The organism is Rhodococcus indonesiensis (assembly GCF_047782815.1).
Lineage (GTDB): Bacteria > Actinomycetota > Actinomycetes > Mycobacteriales > Mycobacteriaceae > Rhodococcus > Rhodococcus indonesiensis.
Map to the genome: position 1 here is coordinate 5,180,190 of NZ_CP180630.1, position 17,427 is coordinate 5,197,616.

The following is a 17,427-nucleotide window of genomic DNA, read 5'->3' on the forward strand; positions in this document are numbered from 1 at the left end:
CCGTGTTCGCGGGCGTGGTGCTACGCCCCGTCGGGCCGGGCCGACGGCGCCGGCGTCCCCGCCTGGGCATCCAGGAGCGCGTCGATGCTGCCGTCTCCCAGCCCGAGTTCCGCCAGCACCTCGCGGGTGTGCTGCCCGTGCTGCGGCGCCGGGCGCGCCCCGGTGTACGCCCCGTCCCAGCGCAACGGGGAGCGCGCCGTCGGTACCGCACCGACGCCGGGCTGTTCGACGCGCTCGATGACGGCATACTCGCGGGCGGCCACCTCGTCCATGGTCCGGTACGGCGCCCACAGCACCCGGCTGCCGGACAGTTCCTTCTCGATCTCGGCGAGCGTGCGCGCCGCGAACCACGGACGCAGGATCGCAGTGATCTCGTCCCGCGCGGCGTAGCGGTCGCCCTCGTCGGCGAATCGGAGCCCGCGATGCCGTTCGAGCGCCGCGAACACCTCGGCGGTGCCGGTGACCTCGACGAGCCCCCGCCACTGGCCGGCGGTGAGGCCGACGACCATCACGGCACGGCCGTCGGCGGTGGCGAAATCCGACCCATAGCTGCCGTAGAGCGCGTTGCCCTGCCGCTCCCGGCCGGCCCCGCGGTCCTCTGCCTCGGCCAGCCAGCCCATGCTCGCGACCGCGGACACGGCGACGTCCTCGAGGGCGAGTTCGAGGTAGGCGCCCTCGCCCGTGCGGTCGCGCCGCCGCAGCGCGGCGACGATGCCCAGGGCCGCCTGCACCCCGGTGAGCAGGTCCCAGGCCGGTAGCACGTGGTTCACCGGGACGGTCCCGTCGACGGGTCCGGCCATCAGGGGCAGGCCGACCGCGGCGTTGACGGTGTAGTCCACGGCGGGCGAGCCGTCGGCGTTGCCGGCGATGTGCAGGTGGATCAGGTCGGGCCGGCGCGCGGTGAGCACGTCGTGTGCGAGCCAGGACGCGCGAGCCGCGTTCTCGAGCACGATGCCCGCCTCGGCGATCAGGTCGGTGACGACGGCGCGGCCGTCGTCGCTGCGCAGATCCACCGCGACGGACCGTTTGGCCTGGTTCAGGCCCGTCCAGTACAGGCTGGCTCCCGACTCCGCGAGGGGCCAGCGACCACCGTCGACCGCGCCGCCGATCGGGTCCACGCGGATCACATCCGCGCCGAGTTCGGCGAGGATGCGCCCGGCGGTCGGGCCGGCGACGAAGCTGGACAGGTCGACGACGCGGACCCCGTCGAGCGGCCGGGTCGTCATGCGACCCGCTCGAAGATCGCCGTCAACCCTTGCCCACCGCCGATGCACATCGTCTCGAGGCCGTATCGTGCTCCGCGGCGGTCGAGTTCGCGCAGCAGCGTGGCGAGGATGCGCACGCCTGTCGCCCCCACCGGGTGACCGAGCGAGATCCCCGAGCCGTTGACGTTGGTCCGCTCGAAATCGGCTGCCGTGAAGCCCCACTCGCGGGTCACCGCGAGCGCCTGGGCGGCGAACGCCTCGTTGAGTTCGACGAGGTCGATGTCGGCGAGCGTGAGACCGGCCCGCTTCAAAGCCTTCTCCGTCGAGGGCACCGGTCCGATGCCCATTTCGGCCGGGGCGACGCCGGCCACCGCCCATGTGACCAGCCGGCCCAGCGGTCGCAGCCCGAGCCGCTCCGCGTGGGCGCGGGTCGTGACGAGACACGCTGCGGCACCGTCGTTCTGACCGCTGGCGTTGCCGGCGGTCACCGTCGCCTCCGGGTCCTGTGCCGCCATGATCGGCCGCAGCTTCGCGAGGGTGTCGACGGTGGTGTCGGCCCGCGGGTGCTCGTCCCGGTCGACGACGCGGTCGTCGCCCCTGCGCTGAGGCACCGACACCGGCACGATCTCCTCCGCGAACACCCCGGAATCGATCGCCGCCACCGCACGCCGGTGCGACTCGACCGCCAGCTCGTCCTGTTCGCGACGACCGATCCCGTACTTGCGGCGCAGGTTCTCCGCGGTCTCGAGCATCCCGCCCGGGACGGGATGGTTGCGCCCACCGGCGGTGACGCGGCCACGGGCGAGCCGGTCGTGCAGCGCGGCCGGCGCGCCCTTGGCGCCCCACCGCATCGATTCGGTGTAGTACTCGGCGCGGCTCATGGATTCGACGCCGCCGGCGATCACGACGTCGGCCACGCCCGTCTGCACGCGCATCGCGGCGTCGAGCACGGCCTGCAGCCCGGAGCCACACCGCCGGTCGAGTTGCAGGCCCGGCACCGTCACCGGCAGGCCCGCGTCGAGCGCGGCGACGCGGCCGATCGCGGGGGCCTCCCCGTTGGGGTAGCACTGCCCGAAGATCACGTCGTCCACCGACTCCGGGTCGATCCCGGTGCGGGACAGCAGCTCCGAGATCACGCGGGCGGCGAGGTCGGTGGCGGGCACGTCGACGAACACCCCACCGTACCGGCCGACGGGCGTGCGCAGGGGTTCGCAGATCACCACGTCGCCGGCGGTCGCATCAGTTGTGGTCATGTCGGAAGTCCCTTTCCCGGTCGGTCCAGTCCTGCGCCCACTCGCGCAGCTCCACGGCACGGATCTTGGTGCCGTTGCCGCCCACCGTCGTGGGCATCGCCTCGATGACGTGAATCGCCGCAGGCACCTTGAACGCGGCGAGCGTCTCGGCACACCATGCCTTCAGCGACGCCGCATCGAAGTCGGTCGGGTCGTCGTCGGTGGGGACGACGAAGCCCACGGCTCGGGTGTAGCCGCCGTCGCCGGTGATGCCGACGACCTTGGCCGTCCGCACCCCGGGGTGCTCGGCCAGCCGGTGTTCGATCTCGGCGGGGTCCACGAGAAATCCCCGCAGCCGCAGCACGTCTCCCATCCGGCACACGTAGGTGTAGCCGCCGTCGCCGGTCGCGACGGCGAGATCGCCGCTGCGGAACCAGCCGTCGGCGGTGAACGCGCGCGCGGCGGCGTCCGGGTTGCCGAGGTACGCGTCGACGACGTTGGGGCCACGCAGTTGCAGCTCGCCCTGCTCGCCGTCCGGCAGCACCCGGTCGTCGAGCGGGTCGGCGATACGCACCCGGATCGCCGGATCGACCGGCCGGCCGCCGCCGTTCCAGCGCACCGCCTCCGGGTCGTCGTCCGACCAGAGCAGGGTCAGCGCGAACACCTCGGACGAGCCGAACACCCCCGAGGTGTGGGCGGCGAACTCGTCACGGGCCCAGCGGGCGATCTCGTGGGAACGGCCGAGGAAGTCGGCGATGCCGAGCCACTTCAGCGCGGACAGGTCGGCGCGCACCTCGCCGTGCCACGTGTCGTACAGGCGCCCGAACAGGTCGTCGCCGCCCACCACGTGCGTGACGTGCACGTGCTCCATGCGGCGCAGCGTCGCCGCCGCGTCGAAGACCGGTTCCATGAGGAGCGTGGCGCCACCGGCGAGGGCGGCCATCGCGGTGCTGTAGCCGAACACGCCGGACACCGGCAGCACGCACAGCGCGACGTCGCCGGGGACGACCCGCATGACCGCGGCGTCCGCGCGGGCATGCCGCACCACCGCGGAGTCCCGGTGCGCCGCGAGTTTCGGGGTGCCGGTGGAGCCGGAGGTGGTGAACGCGACGGCCAGCGGATCCGCCGGATCGTCCTCCGCCCCGGCCGGGGTGGGTAGGGCGGTGTCCGGGGTGCCCGGCGCGCGCACCCCCCGGGTGTCGCCGCTGCCCGCCCACCAGCAGCCCGCACCGAGATCGAACCCCGTGGGATCGCCGGCGTCGCTGCCGGGGCCGCCCACGACGGCGACCGCGGGGGGCGGCACCGTCGCGGTGCCCGCCGCGTCGCGCAGGGTGCCGAACAGGTCGAGCCCGTGGAAGCCCGCCGCGACGGCAACGACCGCGGGCCGCGCGGCCGTGAGGATGTGGGCCACCTCCCCGGTGTTGTAGCGGGTGTTGACCCCGATGACGTGGGCACCGAGCGCGGCGGCCGCGAACTGCCAGACGAGCGCGTCGGACCAGTTGGGGAGCAGGACGGCGACGCACCGGCCGCGTTCGACGCCGACGGCCTCGAGTTCGGACCGCAGTGCCTGTGCGCGGCGGCGCAGCTCGGCCCGGCTGCAGGGCAGCAGCCGGCCGTCGGCGGCGTCGTAGGTGGCCACGGCGTCCGGATCTGCGGCGACGAGGTCGTCGAGGAAGGGGGCGAGCCCCGCGGTGGTCGTAGCGGTCACGACAGCACCTCCGCGGTGGCGGCTCGCAGGTCGGTCAGCCACGAATCGGCGAGGCCGGCGAAGTCGTCGACCTCCTCCATCGGGTAGTGACCGATGCCGTCGAGCCGGGTGAACCGGGCGCGTCCGGGAGAGATCTCGTTGATCCGTTCGGCGAGGTCCGCGACGGCATCCGCCTCGAGCCACGGGTCGTCCGATCCGACGACGAGGTGCAGGGGGCAGGTCAACTGCGACAGGCGGTCGCGGACGTCGTGGGTGCCCCAGCCGATGAGGTCGGACGAGGAGATCTCGGGGTCCTCCCGCTTGTGCATGAGGGCGATCCGGTGCGCCGTGTCGGCGGATACCGAGCGCCCGACGGAGGCGAGGGTGCCGAGGTAGGTGCGTTCGGCACGCGACGGCCCGGCGACGTCCTCGAGTTCGCGCCGCAAGCCGGCGACGTTGACCCGGCCCGGAGCGGCCTCGGCCTCCATCGCGACGGCGCCGGCGAGCGGCCGGTCCGGCCGGGTGGCGAGTTCGAGGGTCAGCTTGCCTCCGATGGAGCAGCCGAGCACGTACGGCCGGTGCACGTCGAGCGCGTCGAGGAGGGCGCCGAGCCAGTCGCCGTAGGTGGTGAGGCTGGTGACCGGTCCGGCCGGGGCCGGTTCGGAGCGGCCGTGGCCGGGCAGGTCGGGTACGAGGACGCGGTAGCCGCGGACGGCGAGGTCACGGGCGACGTGCCGCCACTGCACCCCGCTCTGGCCGGCGGTGTGGAGGCACAGCACGGTGGGCAGCGGGTCGGCGGCGGGAGTCCCGTCGGGGGTGACGATCTCGACGAATCCGAGGGCTCCGTCGATGTCCAGGTAGCGGGCCTCGATCATGAGCGGGCCTTTCTCGCGACGGCACGGGCGTGGCCGATGATCAGGTTCAGCGGCTTGGTGAGCCGGAGGTACTCGTATCCGTCTCCGGTGGCGGAGAATTCGCCACCGATCGCGCGGCGCATGAAGTCGTCGCGCTCACCGAGGATCAGGTCGGCCCACAGGTGGTCCGGTGCGACGAACGTGAAGGTGGCTCCGTGCGGGGTGCGGCGGGTGACGTCGACGATTCGGCCACGGTAGATCCGCAGGTGCACCTCGCGGTCGCCGCTGCGCAGGCCGACGGTGCCGTCCCAGGTGGCCAGCGACGACGCGAAGGCCGGATCCTCGGTGAGGCTGTCGCGCAACAACTCTCCCCACGCGGGGGTGCAGAACTCGAGTTCGGTGGCGGTCGCGGCGGGCGAGTCGAGCTGCCAGGTCTCGGTCCCCTCCTCGCGGACGGCGCCGGTGGCGTCGAGCACGCGGACGAACCGCTCGGCGGTGGTGCCCGCGACGCGGGTGACGACGGCCTCCGACCGGATCCGGTCCACCGCCGTGACCGGCGCGATCGCCGTCCAGCGCAATCCCGTGCGGTGTGCGGCCGGCACACGCGGGGTGAGCAGCTCGGCGGCCACGGTGCCGAGGGCGAGCGTGCCGCTGGAGAGGACGATTCCGGACTCGCAAAGCAGCTCGGAGGCCATCCGGACGGGACTGGCGGCGCGATCGCCGACGCGGACGGTGTGCGAGGTGGTCACGGTGGTGCTCATGCGGTTTCCGGCCTTCCGAGCAGCTCGTCGGAGATGATGCGCATCTGGATCTCGCTGGTTCCTTCGAAGATCTTCGTCAGGCGGGCGTCGCGCCAATGTCGTTCGACCTGGAAGTCGGTGGTGTAGCCGGCGCCGCCGTGGATCTGCACCGCCTCGCTGGTGACCTGCTCGGCCATCTCGGTGGCGACGAGCTTGCACATCGACGCCTCGAGCGAGCAGCGGCGTCCGGTGTCGATGTCGGTGGCGACGGAGTACATGAGCTGGCGCGCCGCCTCGATGTCGGCTGCCATCTTCGCGATCTTGAACCGCAGGTGCTGGAAGTCGCCGATGGGACGGCCGAACTGGCGCCGGGTGTGCACGTAGGCGATCGAGTCCTCGAGGGCTGCGCGGGCAAGGCCGATCGCGCGGGCGGCGGTGTGGGCCCGGCCGACCTCGAGCCCGGAGACGGCGAGGTAGAAGCCTTTTCCTTCCTCGCCGAGCATCTTGTCGGCGGGGATGCGGAAGTTGTCGAACGACAGTTCCCAGGTGCTCCAGCCGAAGTAGCCGATCTTGCGGACCTTGGTGCCCGAGATCCCCTCCGGGAAGACGCCGCGCTGCTTCTCGACGAGGAACGCGCTGATTCCCCGGTGCGGCTTGGCCGGATCCTTGCGCGGATCGGTGCGGGCGAACAGCACGAGGTAGTCGGCCTCGTCGGCGTAGGTACACCACATCTTCGTGCCGTTGACGACCCATTCGTCGCCGTCGCGGACGGCCCGGCAGGAGATGTTGGCGACGTCGGAGCCGGCCTCCGCCTCGGACAGCGCGTACGCGCCGAGGTATTCGCCACGGGCCACCTTCGGCAGCAGGGCGGCCTCCTGCGCGGGGGTGAAGCCGCCGCCCATGCCGTTACCGCGGGCGAGCAGCCCCGACACGCTCATCCAGGCCCGGGACAGTTCCTCGGCCACCAGGCAGTACTCGAACACGCCGAGGCCGAGGCCGCCGTGCTCCTCGGGGATCATGATGCCGAAGAACCCGATCTCGGCCATCTCCTTCTTCAGCGAGTCGGGGATGGTGCCCTGGACCGGGTCGAGTTCGTTGGCGACGGGCAGCACCTTCGTCATGGCGAAGTCGCGGGCGAGGTCGCGGATGGCGAGGCGCTCTTCGGTGAGGTACCGCGGGGTGTCGGTGCGCGGCTGCGACGGCCGGTGGGTCATTGGGGACTCCCTCGATGAACCAGTATCTGGTCATTAACGCTTGTTCACCCAGTAGAGCATGACGCCGCCCACACGTCAACGGCCGGTTCAGGACGGGCGGTAGCCGAGCAGATTGAGGGCGTAGCGGCCGTAGTCGTCGGCCACCTCGGTAGCGCTCAGCGGTCCGTCGGGCCGGAACCACAGCGGGATCCCGGCACACATCGTCAGGACGGCGGTCACCGCCTGGTGCACGTGCGGGACCTCGAATATTCCCAGTTCAACGCCTTTTTCCGCGATGTCGACGAACAGCTGCTCCTGGGCGTCGCGCGAGCCCACGACCCGCTTGCGGTCCACCTCCCCCAGGTACCGCAGCTCGGTGTTCGCCACCAGGCACTCGCGCGGGTTGCGGGCGGTGAACAGCGCATGCGCCACCACGGCCGTGCGCCATTGCTCGGCGGGATCGGGACCGGCCTTGCGCAGGGCGGTACGCGTGGCGGTGAACTGCTCGTCGCTGGCCGCGCGGAGGATCTCGACGAGCAGTTCCGACTTGTTCTCGAAGTGGTTGTAGACATTGGCGGCGCTGCAACCAGCACGATTGGCGATCGTACGCATCGTCGCACCGTGGAAACCAGCCGCGAAGAACTCGTCGAGCGCCGCGTCGAGGATCCGGTCGCGGACGCCCACCAAGGCCGTGCCCGATCGAGTGTTCATGAGGTGCAGGGTAGAGGCCCGGGTCGGGACCAGCAAGAAGTCCGTCTTGACGCTGCCATTGCGCTCCATTTATGGTCCACCTCACATGAACATGCGTTAACCACTTCATCGAAGGACGCGCTGTGACCACCCTCCCCGACATCACGCTCGCCGAGCGGATCGCCCGCCTCGAGGACCTCGAGGCGATCCGCTCGCTCGACGCCCGCTACTGTCGCCATCTCGACGACGGCGACTGGGACGCCCTGATGGACCTGTTCACCGACGACGGCGAGTTCGACGGCCTGTCCCGTCCCCGCGGCAAGGCCGAGATGCGCGAGTTCTTCGCCGGCCTCGCCGCCGGCGGACTCACGACGTTCTGGCACTTCATCACGAACATGGAAATCGACCTCGACGGCGACCGCGCCACCGTGCGGTCGTTCCTGTGGCAGCCCTGCGTCACCGACGGCACCCCCGCGATCGCCGCCGGGCGCTACACCGACGAGGTGGTCAAGGTCGACGGCCGCTGGCGCTACCGCGTCAAGCAGGTCCGCTTCCACTTCTTCGGCCCCCTCGAACAGGGCTGGGACGAGAATCTGTTCGCGCTCGAGACGGCGCGGCGTGCGGCGGTGCGACCGTGACCGAACTGCGCACGCAACCGACCTGGAGCGCGATGCTCGCCCTGCCCGAGGTCGTCGAACTGCGCCGTCGTCGGCGCACCGTCACCAACTCCCTCGGCGGCCTCGCCATCGCCCTCTTCGCGTCCTTCCTCGTCGGCTTCGCCTACTTCCCCCACTTCCTCGGCGAGACCGAACTGCTCGGAGTCCCCCTCTCGCTGTGGGTCGTGTTCTCCCAGTTCGCCGGGACGTGGGTCCTCGTCTACGCCTACTTCCGGCTCACCCGCACCTACATCCAGCCCGCCGCCGACGCGGCCGTCGCGGCCGTCCTCGAGAACCAGGAGCGTGCGGCATGACCGGCGACGCCGACTACCTCGCCATCGCGATCTGCGCGGCGGTGATCTCGCTGACCCTGTGGGTCACGTTCGCCGTGTCCCGGCGGGCCCGCAGCGCCGACGGATTCTTCGCCGCCGGCCGCTCGATCTCGAGCTGGCAGAACGGTTTCGCGATCGCCGGTGAATTCATTTCGGCCGGAAGCTTCCTCGGCACCACCGGCCTGATCTTCTACAAGGGTGTCGACGGTGCGGTCATCCTCTGCACCTCGGTGATCTCGTTCCTGCCCGTGCTGTTCCTGCTCGCGGAGAAGATGCGCAACGTGGGCAAGTACACCCTCGCCGATGTGCTCGTGTTCCGCACCGAGGCACGCAGTGTGCGAGTCGTCGTGGCGCTGAGCACCATCGCCACCGGCACCTTCGTGTTGCTCGCGCAACTCGTCGCGGCCGGGGTGCTGCTCGAGTCGGTCTCCGGTATCCCGTTCTGGCTGTCCGTCATCGTCGCCGGCACCCTCATGGGCATCTACGTCTTCGTCGGCGGCATGCTCGCCACCACCTGGGTGCAGGTCATCAAGTCCACGATCCTGTCGGTCCTCGCGATCGTCGTCGGCCTGGGCATCCTCGCGCAGTTCGGGTTCAGCTTCCCGAAGGTCCTCGACACCGCGACCGATCACGCGGTCGCGGGCGAGGCCGTCCTGTCCCCCGGCCTGATCTTCGGGCAGACCAGCGCACTGAACCTCGTCTCGTACTCGCTGGCGTTCGCGCTCGGCACCGCAGGCATGGCGCACATCCTGATCCGCTTCTTCACCGTCCCCGAGGCGAGCACCGCACGACGCTCGCTGGGCTGGACCGTCGCGCTGTGCAGCATGTTCTACCTGATCGTCATCGTGATGGGCTTCGGCGCCGCCGCACTGCTGGGCGACGGGGGCGCCGATCGCATCGGCGCCGGGGGCAACCTCGCGGCGCCCGTGCTCGTCACCGAACTCGGCGGGGGCGTGGGCACGATCGGCGGCTCGATCGCCCTCGCGATGGTCGCGGCGGTGGCCTTCGCGAGCATCGTCGCCGTCGTCGCCGGCGTGGTGATCTCCGCCGCGGGCACCTTCGCCCGCGACATCTGGCCGGCGCTGACCCGCACGCCGCCGGTGGACGAACTCGACGTCGCGGCCCGCACCCGCGAGGAGAATGCGCAGGCCCGCGTCGCCCGGTTCGGTGCCGTCGCATTCAGTGCCCTCGCGATCGGGCTGACCATGCTGATCGGCGACGACACCAACATCACCTACTTCATGGGCATGGCGTTCATGGTGGCCGGCAGCGCCCACCTGCCGTCGCTGGTGCTCAGCCTGAACTGGCGGCGCTTCAACAGCACCGGCGCCGTGTGGGGAATCCTCACCGGCCTGATCTCGACCGTCGTCAGCCTCATGTTCACCGAGGCGCTGTGGCTCGGCAGCGGGCCGGCACCCCTGACGATCCAGCTGCCGGTGATCGTCACCATGCCGCTCGGCCTGGCCGCGTGTGTCGCCGGTTCGCTGATCGGTGAGAAGCGGCGCGGGCGCACCGCACACGAGGACGAGAAGTTCGCGGAGATGCTCGTGCGCGCCGAGACCGGCATCGGGGCGGAGGTCGCGACCGCCCACTGACGACGACGGGCACCCGCACTCGGCAGATGCGAGTGCGGGTGCCCGTCATGTCAGGGCAGGTCGAACAGCGTCGGATGGTCCTGCTGCGCCTGCTGCGCGAGCACCGCGCCGTGTCTCTCGCACATCTCGCGGGCGATGTGCTCGGGGCACGCGAGTTCACGACCGATCTGTTCCCAGTCCCACCCGGACGCGTGCAGTTCCCAGGCGACGCGGCCGTCTTCGTCCCAGAGTGCCGACATGGGCCGATACTGCTCCCGGAAACCGCGAGCACCAAGGACATCCGACCGCGTGTCGCCGATCGCCGCGATTCGGCGGCGACCCCGCGCCCGAAAGTGCTTCCTGCGCGCGTGAGAACGCGCGCAGGAAGCACCGCGGCGCGCGACGACCCGGCTAATCGAAGGTCATCCCCGCGTCGGCGCCCTGCTGCCTGGTGGTGTTCGCGCCGTCGAGGGATTCGCGGATGATGTCGGCGTGGCCGCTGTGGTGAGCGGTCTCCCGGATGATGTGCAGCAGCACCTTCCGGGCGCTCCACCACTGTCGCTCCGGGGCCCACGGTGCGGTCGGCAGCGGCACCTGCAGGTCGAGGTCCTCGAGGCCGGCGACGAACGTCTCCGTCTCCTCTGCGATCGCCTCGTACCGTTCGAGCAGTCCGGCGACGGTGTCGTCGTCGCGCATGAAGTACTGCTCCATCGCGGACTCCAGGTCGAACTCGGCGGTGTCGTCGAGCGTGCGGATGGTGTCGATCCAGTGCTGTTCGGTGGTCGCGACGTGCCTGAGCAACCCACCCAGGGTCAACTCGCTGACGGTGCTGCGGGTGCGGGCCTGCTCGTCGTCGAGGTTGCGGAGGGTGATCAGGAACGTCTTCCGCTGTTCGGCCAGGATGTCGAGGATGTCGGCGCGTTCCCCGGTCCGCTCGGTCATCTGGTGTCCGCCCTTCGTGAGGTCGATTCTCCTGCTACGACGACGGTAGGCGGGATTGCGGACGACTTCGGTCCTCGATAGCGATCAGGTGGCGAAGAAGACCGCGCCGGTCACCGGGACGAGGGTCAGGAACAGGACCGACAGGACGAACAGCGTGATCGTCAGCTTCCGGTTCCATCCGCCGCGGGTTCCGCTCGCGGCGAGCACGAAGAGCACGAATCCGATGCAGATGGACACGATGCCCACGATCACAGGTGTCTCGATCATCTGCTCATCATCGCGGAGGGCCGCACCCGGCGCCGACGGGGGCGGCGCCGGGGACGGCGACGTCCCCGGCGGCACCTCTGCTCAGCCCGGACAGTGGATGGTCACGTGGCCGCATTTGACGGAGGCGCTCGTGGTTGCGGCGTTCGCGGCGCCCGCGGCGCCGAGGAGGACGGTGAACAAGGTCGCGGCCAGCGCGACGGTGGTGCGAATCCGGATGTTCATGGCAGCCTCCTGGGACGGTGTGGGAAGGTCCTCCATCGTCGGCCGCAGTCCGGGTACTCGACAGGCACCCTGCGGTGCCTGTACGCCCACCCCGACACGCGGCACCGAGCGCAACCTGGCCAGGCGCCTTCGGCCTGCAAGCGGTTGCGCAAAGCTTGACAAAGCGATGTAACCGCTTGCACAGTGGGTGGACCCCACCCCGAGGAGAACCCATGGCGACGCTTCGTGAGGTCGCGGCGCGCGCCGGCGTCTCGACCGCCACGGTCTCCCGCGTGTTCTCCCGACCGGAAGCGGTCAGTCCCGACACCCGCGCGAAGGTCTTCACCGCCGCGGAGGCGCTGTCCTTCACTCCGAACCCCACCGCCCGCTCGCTCGCCCTCGGTCGCACCCACAACCTGGGCTTCCTCGTCCCCGACATCCGCAATCCCGTGTTCGGTCCCGCCGTCGAAACCGCGCAGGACCGGGCGCGCGAGCGCGGCTACTCCCTCTTCGTCGCGGCGGGCGAAGGACGGTCCGCCGACGAGCTCGACCTCGTCCGGGCGATCGCCCGGCAGGTCGACGGACTGGTGCTCATCGCTCCGCGCATGTCCGACACCGACCTCGAGGATCTCGCACGGGTCACCCCCGTCGTGCTCGTCAACCACACCTGCGGGGAGCTGCCCGCCGTGCTGCTGACCTCCGACGAGGGCATGTCCCAGGCGGTGGACCACCTCGCCGACGCCGGGCACACCGCCGTCACGTACCTCGGCGGTCCCGACTACTGGCTCGCCCAACGGCGGCGCCTCACCGCCTTCACCACGGCCTGCGCCGCCCGGGGCATCGCCAGCACCGTGCTCGGTCCCCTCGAACCCGACTTCGTCGTCGCGGGCCGGAACGCGGCGGACGAACTGGTCCGGACCGGCACGACGGCCGTCGTCGCCTACAACGACCAGGCCGCCGTGGGCCTCATGCAGGGCTTCGCCGAGCACGGACTGCGTGCGGGCCGCGACTACTCGGTCGTCGGATTCGACGACTCGTGGCTCTGCGAGATGACCTCGCCGCCGCTGACCACCGTGCATCTGGCATTCGACGACGCCGGCGTGACGGCAATCGATCTGCTGTGCGACGTCCTCGACGGTAAGACCGCACTAGACGCCGGACCCGTGGAACTCGCCACCCACCTCGTCGTGCGTTCGAGCACCGTGACCGCCGGCCTGCCCGTCGGCTGACAGACCGTTCCGGGGCGTTGTTCCGGAACACGCAGAAAGCGAAGGAGATTCGTTCATGACCTCGGTGCTCGTACTCAACGGCCCCAACCTCAACCTGCTCGGCACCCGAGAGCCCGGTGTGTACGGCGCGCAGACCCTCGAGGACGTGGAGACCCTGTGCCGCAACGTCGGCAAGGAACTGGGCGTCGACATCGACTTCCGGCAGTCCAACCACGAAGGCGTCCTGATCGACGCCCTCCACGACGCCGGCGCGGCGGTCGCCCGCGGGGAATCCCTGGGCGTGGTGTTCAACGCGGGTGCCTACACGCACACCTCGGTGGCCCTGCACGACGCGATCAAGGGCGCGCACGTGCCGCTCATCGAGGTGCACATCTCCAACGTCCATGCCCGCGAGGAGTTCCGCCACCACTCCTACATCTCCCCGGTCGCCTCCGGGATCATCGTGGGCCTCGGCGTCGCCGGCTACGAATGGGCACTGCGCGCGCTCGTCGCCCAGCGCACGACCCAGGCGTAACCGGCGCCGTCACCGGTCCTCTCGCGCGCGTGACCCGCAGCGAGCCGTCCGTGCCGATACCACCGGGGCGAACCCGCCCCGGCGCATCGGTCCCCGATTCCGCGCCCGCCCGCACAGGCGGCCGCTGTGGAGGAACCCGACCATGACCCACCCCCGACCCGGAACCAAGCGCGCCAAGGCAATTGCCACGGTGTGCCTGTCCGGCACCCTCGAGGACAAGCTCGTCGCCGCCGCCCACGCCGGCTTCGACGGCATCGAACTGTTCGAACCCGACCTGATCGGCTCCCCGCTCACGCCCGCGGCAGTGCGCGAGCGCTGCGCCGAACTCGGGCTGAGCATTCCGCTGTATCAACCGTTCCGCGACTTCGAGGCCGTCCCGGCCGACATCCACGCCCGCAACATGCGCCGCGCGCGGCACAAGTTCGACGTGATGGAACAACTCGGCACCGACCTCGTGCTGGTGTGCTCGTCGGTCTCGCCACACACCGTCGACGATGTCGACCTCGCCGCCGCGCAACTGCGGGAGCTGGCGGACGCGGCGGCGCAGCGCGGCATGCGGATCGCCTTCGAGGCCCTGGCGTGGGGCCGCCACGTGAACACCTGGCAGCGCTCGTGGGAGATCGTGCGCCGAGCCGATCATCCGGCCCTCGGCCTGTGTCTCGACAGCTTCCACATCTTCTCCCGCACCAAGGACGTTGCCGGGATCGCGGACATCCCGGGCGAGAAGATCTTCTTCCTGCAGCTCTCCGACGCACCGGAGATGGACATGAACGTCCTGCAGTGGAGCCGCCACTACCGGGTGTTCCCTGGCGAGGGCGAGTTCGATCTCGTCGGACTCGTCGCCCACGTCCTCGCCGCCGGCTACACCGGCCCGCTCTCGCTCGAGGTGTTCAACGACGTGTTCCGCCAGTCGGCCCCGGTGCCGACGGCGATCGACGCGATGCGTTCGCTGCTCGATCTGGAATTGCGCCTCGACGGTGACCCCGAACCGGTGCAGGTGCGCGGGCACGCGTTCACGGAGATCGGAACCCCGCCCACCGCCGCGGAACCGGTCCGTGAGGCTCTCGCCGCGCTCGGCTTCACGCACTCGGGACAGCACCACAGCAAGCCGGTGGAGCTGTGGGAACAGGGGGACGCGCGCGTGCTGGTGAACACCTCGAACCCGGCCCACAGTGCGGCCGACGGCGCCGCCGTCACCGCCCTCGGGATCGAGGTCGCGGATGTCGGCGCCGTCTCCCGGCACGCCCACGAGCTGCTGGCACCTCAGCTGGCGCGGGTCGTCGGGCCGGGTGAGGCACCGTTGTCCGCGGTGGTCTCCCCGGACGGCACCGCCCTGTTCCTCTCGGCGGAAGCAGACGGTACCGCCGACTGGCGCAACGACTTCCGCCCCACCGGCACGTCGCCGGCCAGGACGGTGGGCGTGCGATGCACCGAGTACGTCGCACTGACCCAGGCCTACGACCGCTTCGACGAAGCCACCCTGTTCTACCGCTCGGTGCTGGGCCTGAACGATGCCGAGGCGGCCGAATACGCCGGGCCGTTCGGTCTGGTGCGCAGCCGCGTCCTGGCCGCGGACGGTTTCGAGGTCGGCCTCATCGCGCCCGTGCTGCGGCGCGGGGAGTGGGCGCCGGGGGTGCGGCACCCTCAGCACATCGCGTTCGGGGTCGACGATGCGGTGGAAGCGGCACGCACCCTGCATGATTCGGGCGCCCCGGTGCTGGAGATCCCCGCCAACTACTACGACGATCTGGATGCGCGGCTCGCTCCGGATCCGGAACTTCTTGCCGCCCTTCGGGAGTACAACGTGCTCTACGACCGGGACGAGGACGGCGGCGAACTGTTCCAGGTGTTCACCAGGGTCGTCAGCGCGCGGGTGTTCTTCGAGCTGGTGCAGCGGCGCGGCGGCTACCGGGGTCACGGCACCGTCAACGCACCGGTCCGTATGGCCGCGCATGCGGCCGCGCGACGCTGAACGCCGCTACCGGACTTCACCCATCGCCTGCGCCAGCGCCTCCAGGGTCTGGGCGCTCGTGTAGCGCGGCTGCCAGCCGAGCTGTGTCCGGGCCTTCGTCGTGTCCATCACGACGGACGTGCGGCCGGTGTGGATCCACTCGACGAGCGAGGGCAGGAACGGTAGCCGCGCCACCACGGCCGACGCCGCCGTCGCGACCGCGGCGGGGACGCGGACCGGCTGGGCACCGAGCGCGGTCGCGACGTCCGACAGCGACACCACCCCGTCACCGGCGATGTTGTACGCGCCGGGCGGCCCGTCGGACGTCACCGCCGCGCCCACGGCACTCGCCACGTCGTCGTGGTGCACGAGCTGGAGCGGGTGACCCGGGTCCGGGAACAGCGGCGGTGGCAGCGGCAGGGCACCCGCGGCCTTCCGCACGGCTCCGGGCAGGTGCTCGGCGATCTGCCGCCACGGCATGGCGTCGGCCAGGGCGGTCGCGTTCGGTCCCGCGACGATGCACGGCCGCAGCACGAACACCTCGAGATCCGATCCGCGGGTGACCTCGTCGAGGACGCGCTCGAGTTCGGCCTTCTGCTCCGAGTAGTAGTGCTCGTGCGAGCCGCGGGTGGGCACGTCCTCGGTGATCGGGGTCGGATTGTCCGGGTGGTAGCCGTATGCGGCGACGGACGAGGTGTACACGAGGCGTCGTGGCCGGGCCGCGGCGACCGTCGCCTCGAAGACGTTGCGGGTGCCCGCGATGTTGATCCGGTGGCTCTCGGCCCGCGAACCCATGATGACGAACGCCAGGTGCACGACGACGTCGGCCTCCGCGACCAGGGCGTCGACGGCGCCACGGTCGAGGATGTCTCCCTGCCGGTACTCGGTCTTGGTCCACCCCTGCGCGGCGGGGTCGAACGGGCTTCGTGCCATGCCGAGGATCCGGTCGATGCGCGGGTCCTGTTCGAGGGCCGCGACCGCGGCTCTGCCGATCTCGCCGGTGGGTCCGGTGACCGCAACTGTCGTGCCCATGAGAATCCCCTCGCTCGTGCCGTCGCCGGTGCGACCCGTACCGCGTTCCCGGGCCCGTCGGGGAGCAAACCTCCGGTCCGGCGCCTGCTATTAGACTCTCCGCCACCGTGGACAGGGGGCGAATCGTGGGCGACGGCGGATCGACGCAGATCGGCGACGGGGTGTGGGCGTTCGTGCGGGCACCGGGCGGCTGGGGCGAGGCGAACACCGGTCTCGTCGTCGATGCGGGCACGGCGTCACTGGTCGTGGACACTGCCTGGGACACCCGCCTGGCGCGCCGGATCGCAGAGGCGCAGCAGCCGCTGGTGGCGCGGGCACCGATCACCGAGGCCGTCAACACCCACTCCGACGGCGACCACTGGTGGGGCAACGACACGCTGCCCGCGACGACCCGCATCACGACCAGTGCGGCCGCGCTGCGCGGCATGCGCGAGGATCTGCCGCCGGCCGCGGTGGCGACGCTGGCGACGGCGGGCCGGTGGCTGGGCGCGGTGCCCGGCCGGATCGGCGCCGCGGCCGCCTACATGCGCCGGGTGCCGGGCGGCGCCCACCTGCCGTGGCGGTCGCCCCGGCTGCCCGACCACACCTTCGACACCGATCTGCGGCTCGAGGTGGGACAACGTCCGGTGATGCTGGAGCGTCTCGGGCCGTGCCACACCGCCGGAGACGCGATCGTGCACGTGCCGGACGCCGGCGTGGTCTTTGCCGGTGACCTGCTGTTCGTCGGCTCGACGCCGATTCTGTGGCACGGACCGCTGGAGAACTGGATCGCCGCGATCGATCGGCTGCTGGCCCTGGACGCCGACGTCTACGTGCCGGGCCACGGGCCGCTGTGCGGACCGGACGAGATCCGCGAGTTGCGCGCCTACTGGGTGTGGCTCGAGCAGGCCGGCCGGGAACAGTACGCGCGCGGTGCCGGGCCGCTCGAGTCGGCCCGGCAGTTGGTGCGCGACCCCGAATTCGTCCGGTGGGACGACTGGATCCATCCGGAGCGGATCGTCCTGAGCCTGAGCACGCTGTTCCACGGGTGGGGCGGGCATCCCCCGGCGCCGCCCACCGTCGTGCGGCGGGCCGGGGCGTTCGCCGACGCCGAGACGCTGCTGCGTGAGTTGTTTTCGACACGGTGAG

Annotated in this window: 19 protein-coding genes; 7 read left to right on the top strand and 12 right to left on the bottom strand. The window is 71.0% G+C overall.

Annotation, left to right across the window (positions count from 1 at the left end; genetic code table 11):
* Positions 1-20: 20 nt before the first annotated feature.
* The 7 genes from ACM26Y_RS23825 to ACM26Y_RS23855 all read right to left on the bottom strand — a co-directional run bounded on the left by ACM26Y_RS23825 (position 21) and on the right by ACM26Y_RS23855 (position 7,622).
* Entirely contained in the window at positions 21-1,226 is a 1,206-nt protein-coding gene (locus tag ACM26Y_RS23825) for a CoA transferase (protein WP_416062129.1), read from the bottom strand.
* The gene (locus ACM26Y_RS23830; protein WP_003938766.1) at positions 1,223-2,458 is read right to left on the bottom strand and encodes an acetyl-CoA C-acetyltransferase; all 1,236 of its coding nucleotides are present in this window, start codon (positions 2,456-2,458) and stop codon (positions 1,223-1,225) included. Before ACM26Y_RS23830 ends, ACM26Y_RS23825 begins: the two co-directional genes overlap by 4 nt.
* The gene (locus ACM26Y_RS23835) at positions 2,445-4,145 is read right to left on the bottom strand and encodes an AMP-binding protein (protein WP_416062130.1); all 1,701 of its coding nucleotides are present in this window, start codon (positions 4,143-4,145) and stop codon (positions 2,445-2,447) included. Before ACM26Y_RS23835 ends, ACM26Y_RS23830 begins: the two co-directional genes overlap by 14 nt.
* Positions 4,142-4,999, bottom strand: a complete 858-nt coding sequence (locus tag ACM26Y_RS23840; RefSeq protein ID WP_054372632.1) for an alpha/beta fold hydrolase — start codon at positions 4,997-4,999, stop codon at positions 4,142-4,144. Before ACM26Y_RS23840 ends, ACM26Y_RS23835 begins: the two co-directional genes overlap by 4 nt.
* Entirely contained in the window at positions 4,996-5,739 is a 744-nt protein-coding gene (locus ACM26Y_RS23845; protein WP_416062131.1) for a hypothetical protein, read from the bottom strand. Before ACM26Y_RS23845 ends, ACM26Y_RS23840 begins: the two co-directional genes overlap by 4 nt.
* A complete protein-coding gene (locus ACM26Y_RS23850) occupies positions 5,736-6,932 on the bottom strand; it encodes an acyl-CoA dehydrogenase family protein (RefSeq protein WP_003938770.1) in 1,197 nt (398 codons plus the stop codon). Before ACM26Y_RS23850 ends, ACM26Y_RS23845 begins: the two co-directional genes overlap by 4 nt.
* An 87-nt stretch (positions 6,933-7,019) precedes the next feature.
* Positions 7,020-7,622, bottom strand: a complete 603-nt coding sequence (locus ACM26Y_RS23855) for a TetR/AcrR family transcriptional regulator (RefSeq protein ID WP_416062132.1) — start codon at positions 7,620-7,622, stop codon at positions 7,020-7,022.
* Between the two features lie 122 nt (positions 7,623-7,744).
* On the opposite strand from ACM26Y_RS23855, the gene ACM26Y_RS23860 reads away from it, so the two are divergent.
* The 3 genes from ACM26Y_RS23860 to ACM26Y_RS23870 are packed head-to-tail and all read left to right on the top strand — an operon-like array spanning position 7,745 to position 10,184.
* Positions 7,745-8,239 carry a nuclear transport factor 2 family protein gene (locus tag ACM26Y_RS23860; protein ID WP_003938772.1) on the top strand — a complete coding sequence of 165 codons (495 nt, stop codon included), beginning with the start codon at positions 7,745-7,747 and terminating at the stop codon, positions 8,237-8,239.
* Positions 8,236-8,571 (top strand): DUF485 domain-containing protein, encoded by a 336-nt coding sequence (locus ACM26Y_RS23865; RefSeq protein WP_003938773.1) that lies wholly within the window; start codon positions 8,236-8,238, stop codon positions 8,569-8,571. The genes ACM26Y_RS23860 and ACM26Y_RS23865 overlap by 4 nt, the downstream gene beginning before the upstream one ends.
* Positions 8,568-10,184, top strand: coding sequence for a cation acetate symporter (locus ACM26Y_RS23870; RefSeq protein ID WP_289378016.1), 1,617 nt, complete (start codon positions 8,568-8,570; stop codon positions 10,182-10,184). The genes ACM26Y_RS23865 and ACM26Y_RS23870 overlap by 4 nt, the downstream gene beginning before the upstream one ends.
* 50 nt (positions 10,185-10,234) lie before the next feature.
* Here ACM26Y_RS23870 and ACM26Y_RS23875 read toward each other — a convergent pair whose 3' ends face one another.
* From ACM26Y_RS23875 to ACM26Y_RS23890, 4 genes are all read right to left on the bottom strand, one after another.
* Entirely contained in the window at positions 10,235-10,423 is a 189-nt protein-coding gene (locus ACM26Y_RS23875) for a hypothetical protein (RefSeq protein ID WP_416062133.1), read from the bottom strand.
* 151 nt (positions 10,424-10,574) lie between these two features.
* Positions 10,575-11,105, bottom strand: coding sequence for a DinB family protein (locus ACM26Y_RS23880; RefSeq protein WP_416062134.1), 531 nt, complete (start codon positions 11,103-11,105; stop codon positions 10,575-10,577).
* Between the two features lie 84 nt (positions 11,106-11,189).
* On the bottom strand, positions 11,190-11,372 hold the full coding sequence (locus ACM26Y_RS23885; protein WP_003938777.1) for a hypothetical protein: 183 nt from the start codon (positions 11,370-11,372) through the stop codon (positions 11,190-11,192).
* Between the two features lie 81 nt (positions 11,373-11,453).
* Positions 11,454-11,594: a hypothetical protein gene (locus tag ACM26Y_RS23890; protein ID WP_160320133.1), complete on the bottom strand. Its 141-nt coding sequence runs from the start codon at positions 11,592-11,594 to the stop codon at positions 11,454-11,456.
* Between the two features lie 212 nt (positions 11,595-11,806).
* Here ACM26Y_RS23890 and ACM26Y_RS23895 point away from each other — a divergent pair, with 212 nt between their 5' ends.
* The 3 genes from ACM26Y_RS23895 to ACM26Y_RS23905 all read left to right on the top strand — a co-directional run bounded on the left by ACM26Y_RS23895 (position 11,807) and on the right by ACM26Y_RS23905 (position 15,288).
* Positions 11,807-12,802 (top strand): LacI family DNA-binding transcriptional regulator, encoded by a 996-nt coding sequence (locus ACM26Y_RS23895; RefSeq protein WP_416062135.1) that lies wholly within the window; start codon positions 11,807-11,809, stop codon positions 12,800-12,802.
* 55 nt (positions 12,803-12,857) lie between these two features.
* A complete protein-coding gene (aroQ, locus tag ACM26Y_RS23900) occupies positions 12,858-13,316 on the top strand; it encodes a type II 3-dehydroquinate dehydratase (protein WP_003938779.1) in 459 nt (152 codons plus the stop codon).
* Between the two features lie 142 nt (positions 13,317-13,458).
* Positions 13,459-15,288 carry a TIM barrel protein gene (locus ACM26Y_RS23905; RefSeq protein ID WP_416062136.1) on the top strand — a complete coding sequence of 610 codons (1,830 nt, stop codon included), beginning with the start codon at positions 13,459-13,461 and terminating at the stop codon, positions 15,286-15,288.
* A 6-nt stretch (positions 15,289-15,294) separates the two neighbouring features.
* On the opposite strand, the gene ACM26Y_RS23910 is transcribed toward ACM26Y_RS23905, so the two are convergent.
* A complete protein-coding gene (locus ACM26Y_RS23910) occupies positions 15,295-16,299 on the bottom strand; it encodes an NAD-dependent epimerase/dehydratase family protein (protein WP_003938781.1) in 1,005 nt (334 codons plus the stop codon).
* A gap of 125 nt (positions 16,300-16,424) precedes the next feature.
* On the opposite strand from ACM26Y_RS23910, the gene ACM26Y_RS23915 reads away from it, so the two are divergent.
* Positions 16,425-17,426, top strand: coding sequence for an MBL fold metallo-hydrolase (locus tag ACM26Y_RS23915; protein WP_416063743.1), 1,002 nt, complete (start codon positions 16,425-16,427; stop codon positions 17,424-17,426).
* Position 17,427 lies beyond the last annotated feature (1 nt).

Excerpts from the sequence above, each read along its gene's own strand:
- ACM26Y_RS23825 (WP_416062129.1), bottom strand. The coding sequence starts at position 1,226 with ATGACGACCCGGCCGCTCGACGGGGTCCGCGTCGTCGACCTGTCCAGC.
- ACM26Y_RS23830 (WP_003938766.1), bottom strand. The coding sequence starts at position 2,458 with ATGACCACAACTGATGCGACCGCCGGCGACGTGGTGATCTGCGAACCC.
- ACM26Y_RS23840 (WP_054372632.1), bottom strand. The coding sequence starts at position 4,999 with ATGATCGAGGCCCGCTACCTGGACATCGACGGAGCCCTCGGATTCGTC.
- ACM26Y_RS23845 (WP_416062131.1), bottom strand. The coding sequence starts at position 5,739 with ATGAGCACCACCGTGACCACCTCGCACACCGTCCGCGTCGGCGATCGC.
- ACM26Y_RS23850 (WP_003938770.1), bottom strand. The coding sequence starts at position 6,932 with ATGACCCACCGGCCGTCGCAGCCGCGCACCGACACCCCGCGGTACCTC.
- ACM26Y_RS23855 (WP_416062132.1), bottom strand. The coding sequence starts at position 7,622 with ATGAACACTCGATCGGGCACGGCCTTGGTGGGCGTCCGCGACCGGATC.
- ACM26Y_RS23870 (WP_289378016.1), top strand. The coding sequence starts at position 8,568 with ATGACCGGCGACGCCGACTACCTCGCCATCGCGATCTGCGCGGCGGTG.
- ACM26Y_RS23875 (WP_416062133.1), bottom strand. The coding sequence starts at position 10,423 with ATGTCGGCACTCTGGGACGAAGACGGCCGCGTCGCCTGGGAACTGCAC.
- ACM26Y_RS23880 (WP_416062134.1), bottom strand. The coding sequence starts at position 11,105 with ATGACCGAGCGGACCGGGGAACGCGCCGACATCCTCGACATCCTGGCC.
- ACM26Y_RS23885 (WP_003938777.1), bottom strand. The coding sequence starts at position 11,372 with ATGATCGAGACACCTGTGATCGTGGGCATCGTGTCCATCTGCATCGGA.
- ACM26Y_RS23890 (WP_160320133.1), bottom strand. The coding sequence starts at position 11,594 with ATGAACATCCGGATTCGCACCACCGTCGCGCTGGCCGCGACCTTGTTC.
- ACM26Y_RS23895 (WP_416062135.1), top strand. The coding sequence starts at position 11,807 with ATGGCGACGCTTCGTGAGGTCGCGGCGCGCGCCGGCGTCTCGACCGCC.
- aroQ (WP_003938779.1), top strand. The coding sequence starts at position 12,858 with ATGACCTCGGTGCTCGTACTCAACGGCCCCAACCTCAACCTGCTCGGC.
- ACM26Y_RS23905 (WP_416062136.1), top strand. The coding sequence starts at position 13,459 with ATGACCCACCCCCGACCCGGAACCAAGCGCGCCAAGGCAATTGCCACG.
- ACM26Y_RS23910 (WP_003938781.1), bottom strand. The coding sequence starts at position 16,299 with ATGGGCACGACAGTTGCGGTCACCGGACCCACCGGCGAGATCGGCAGA.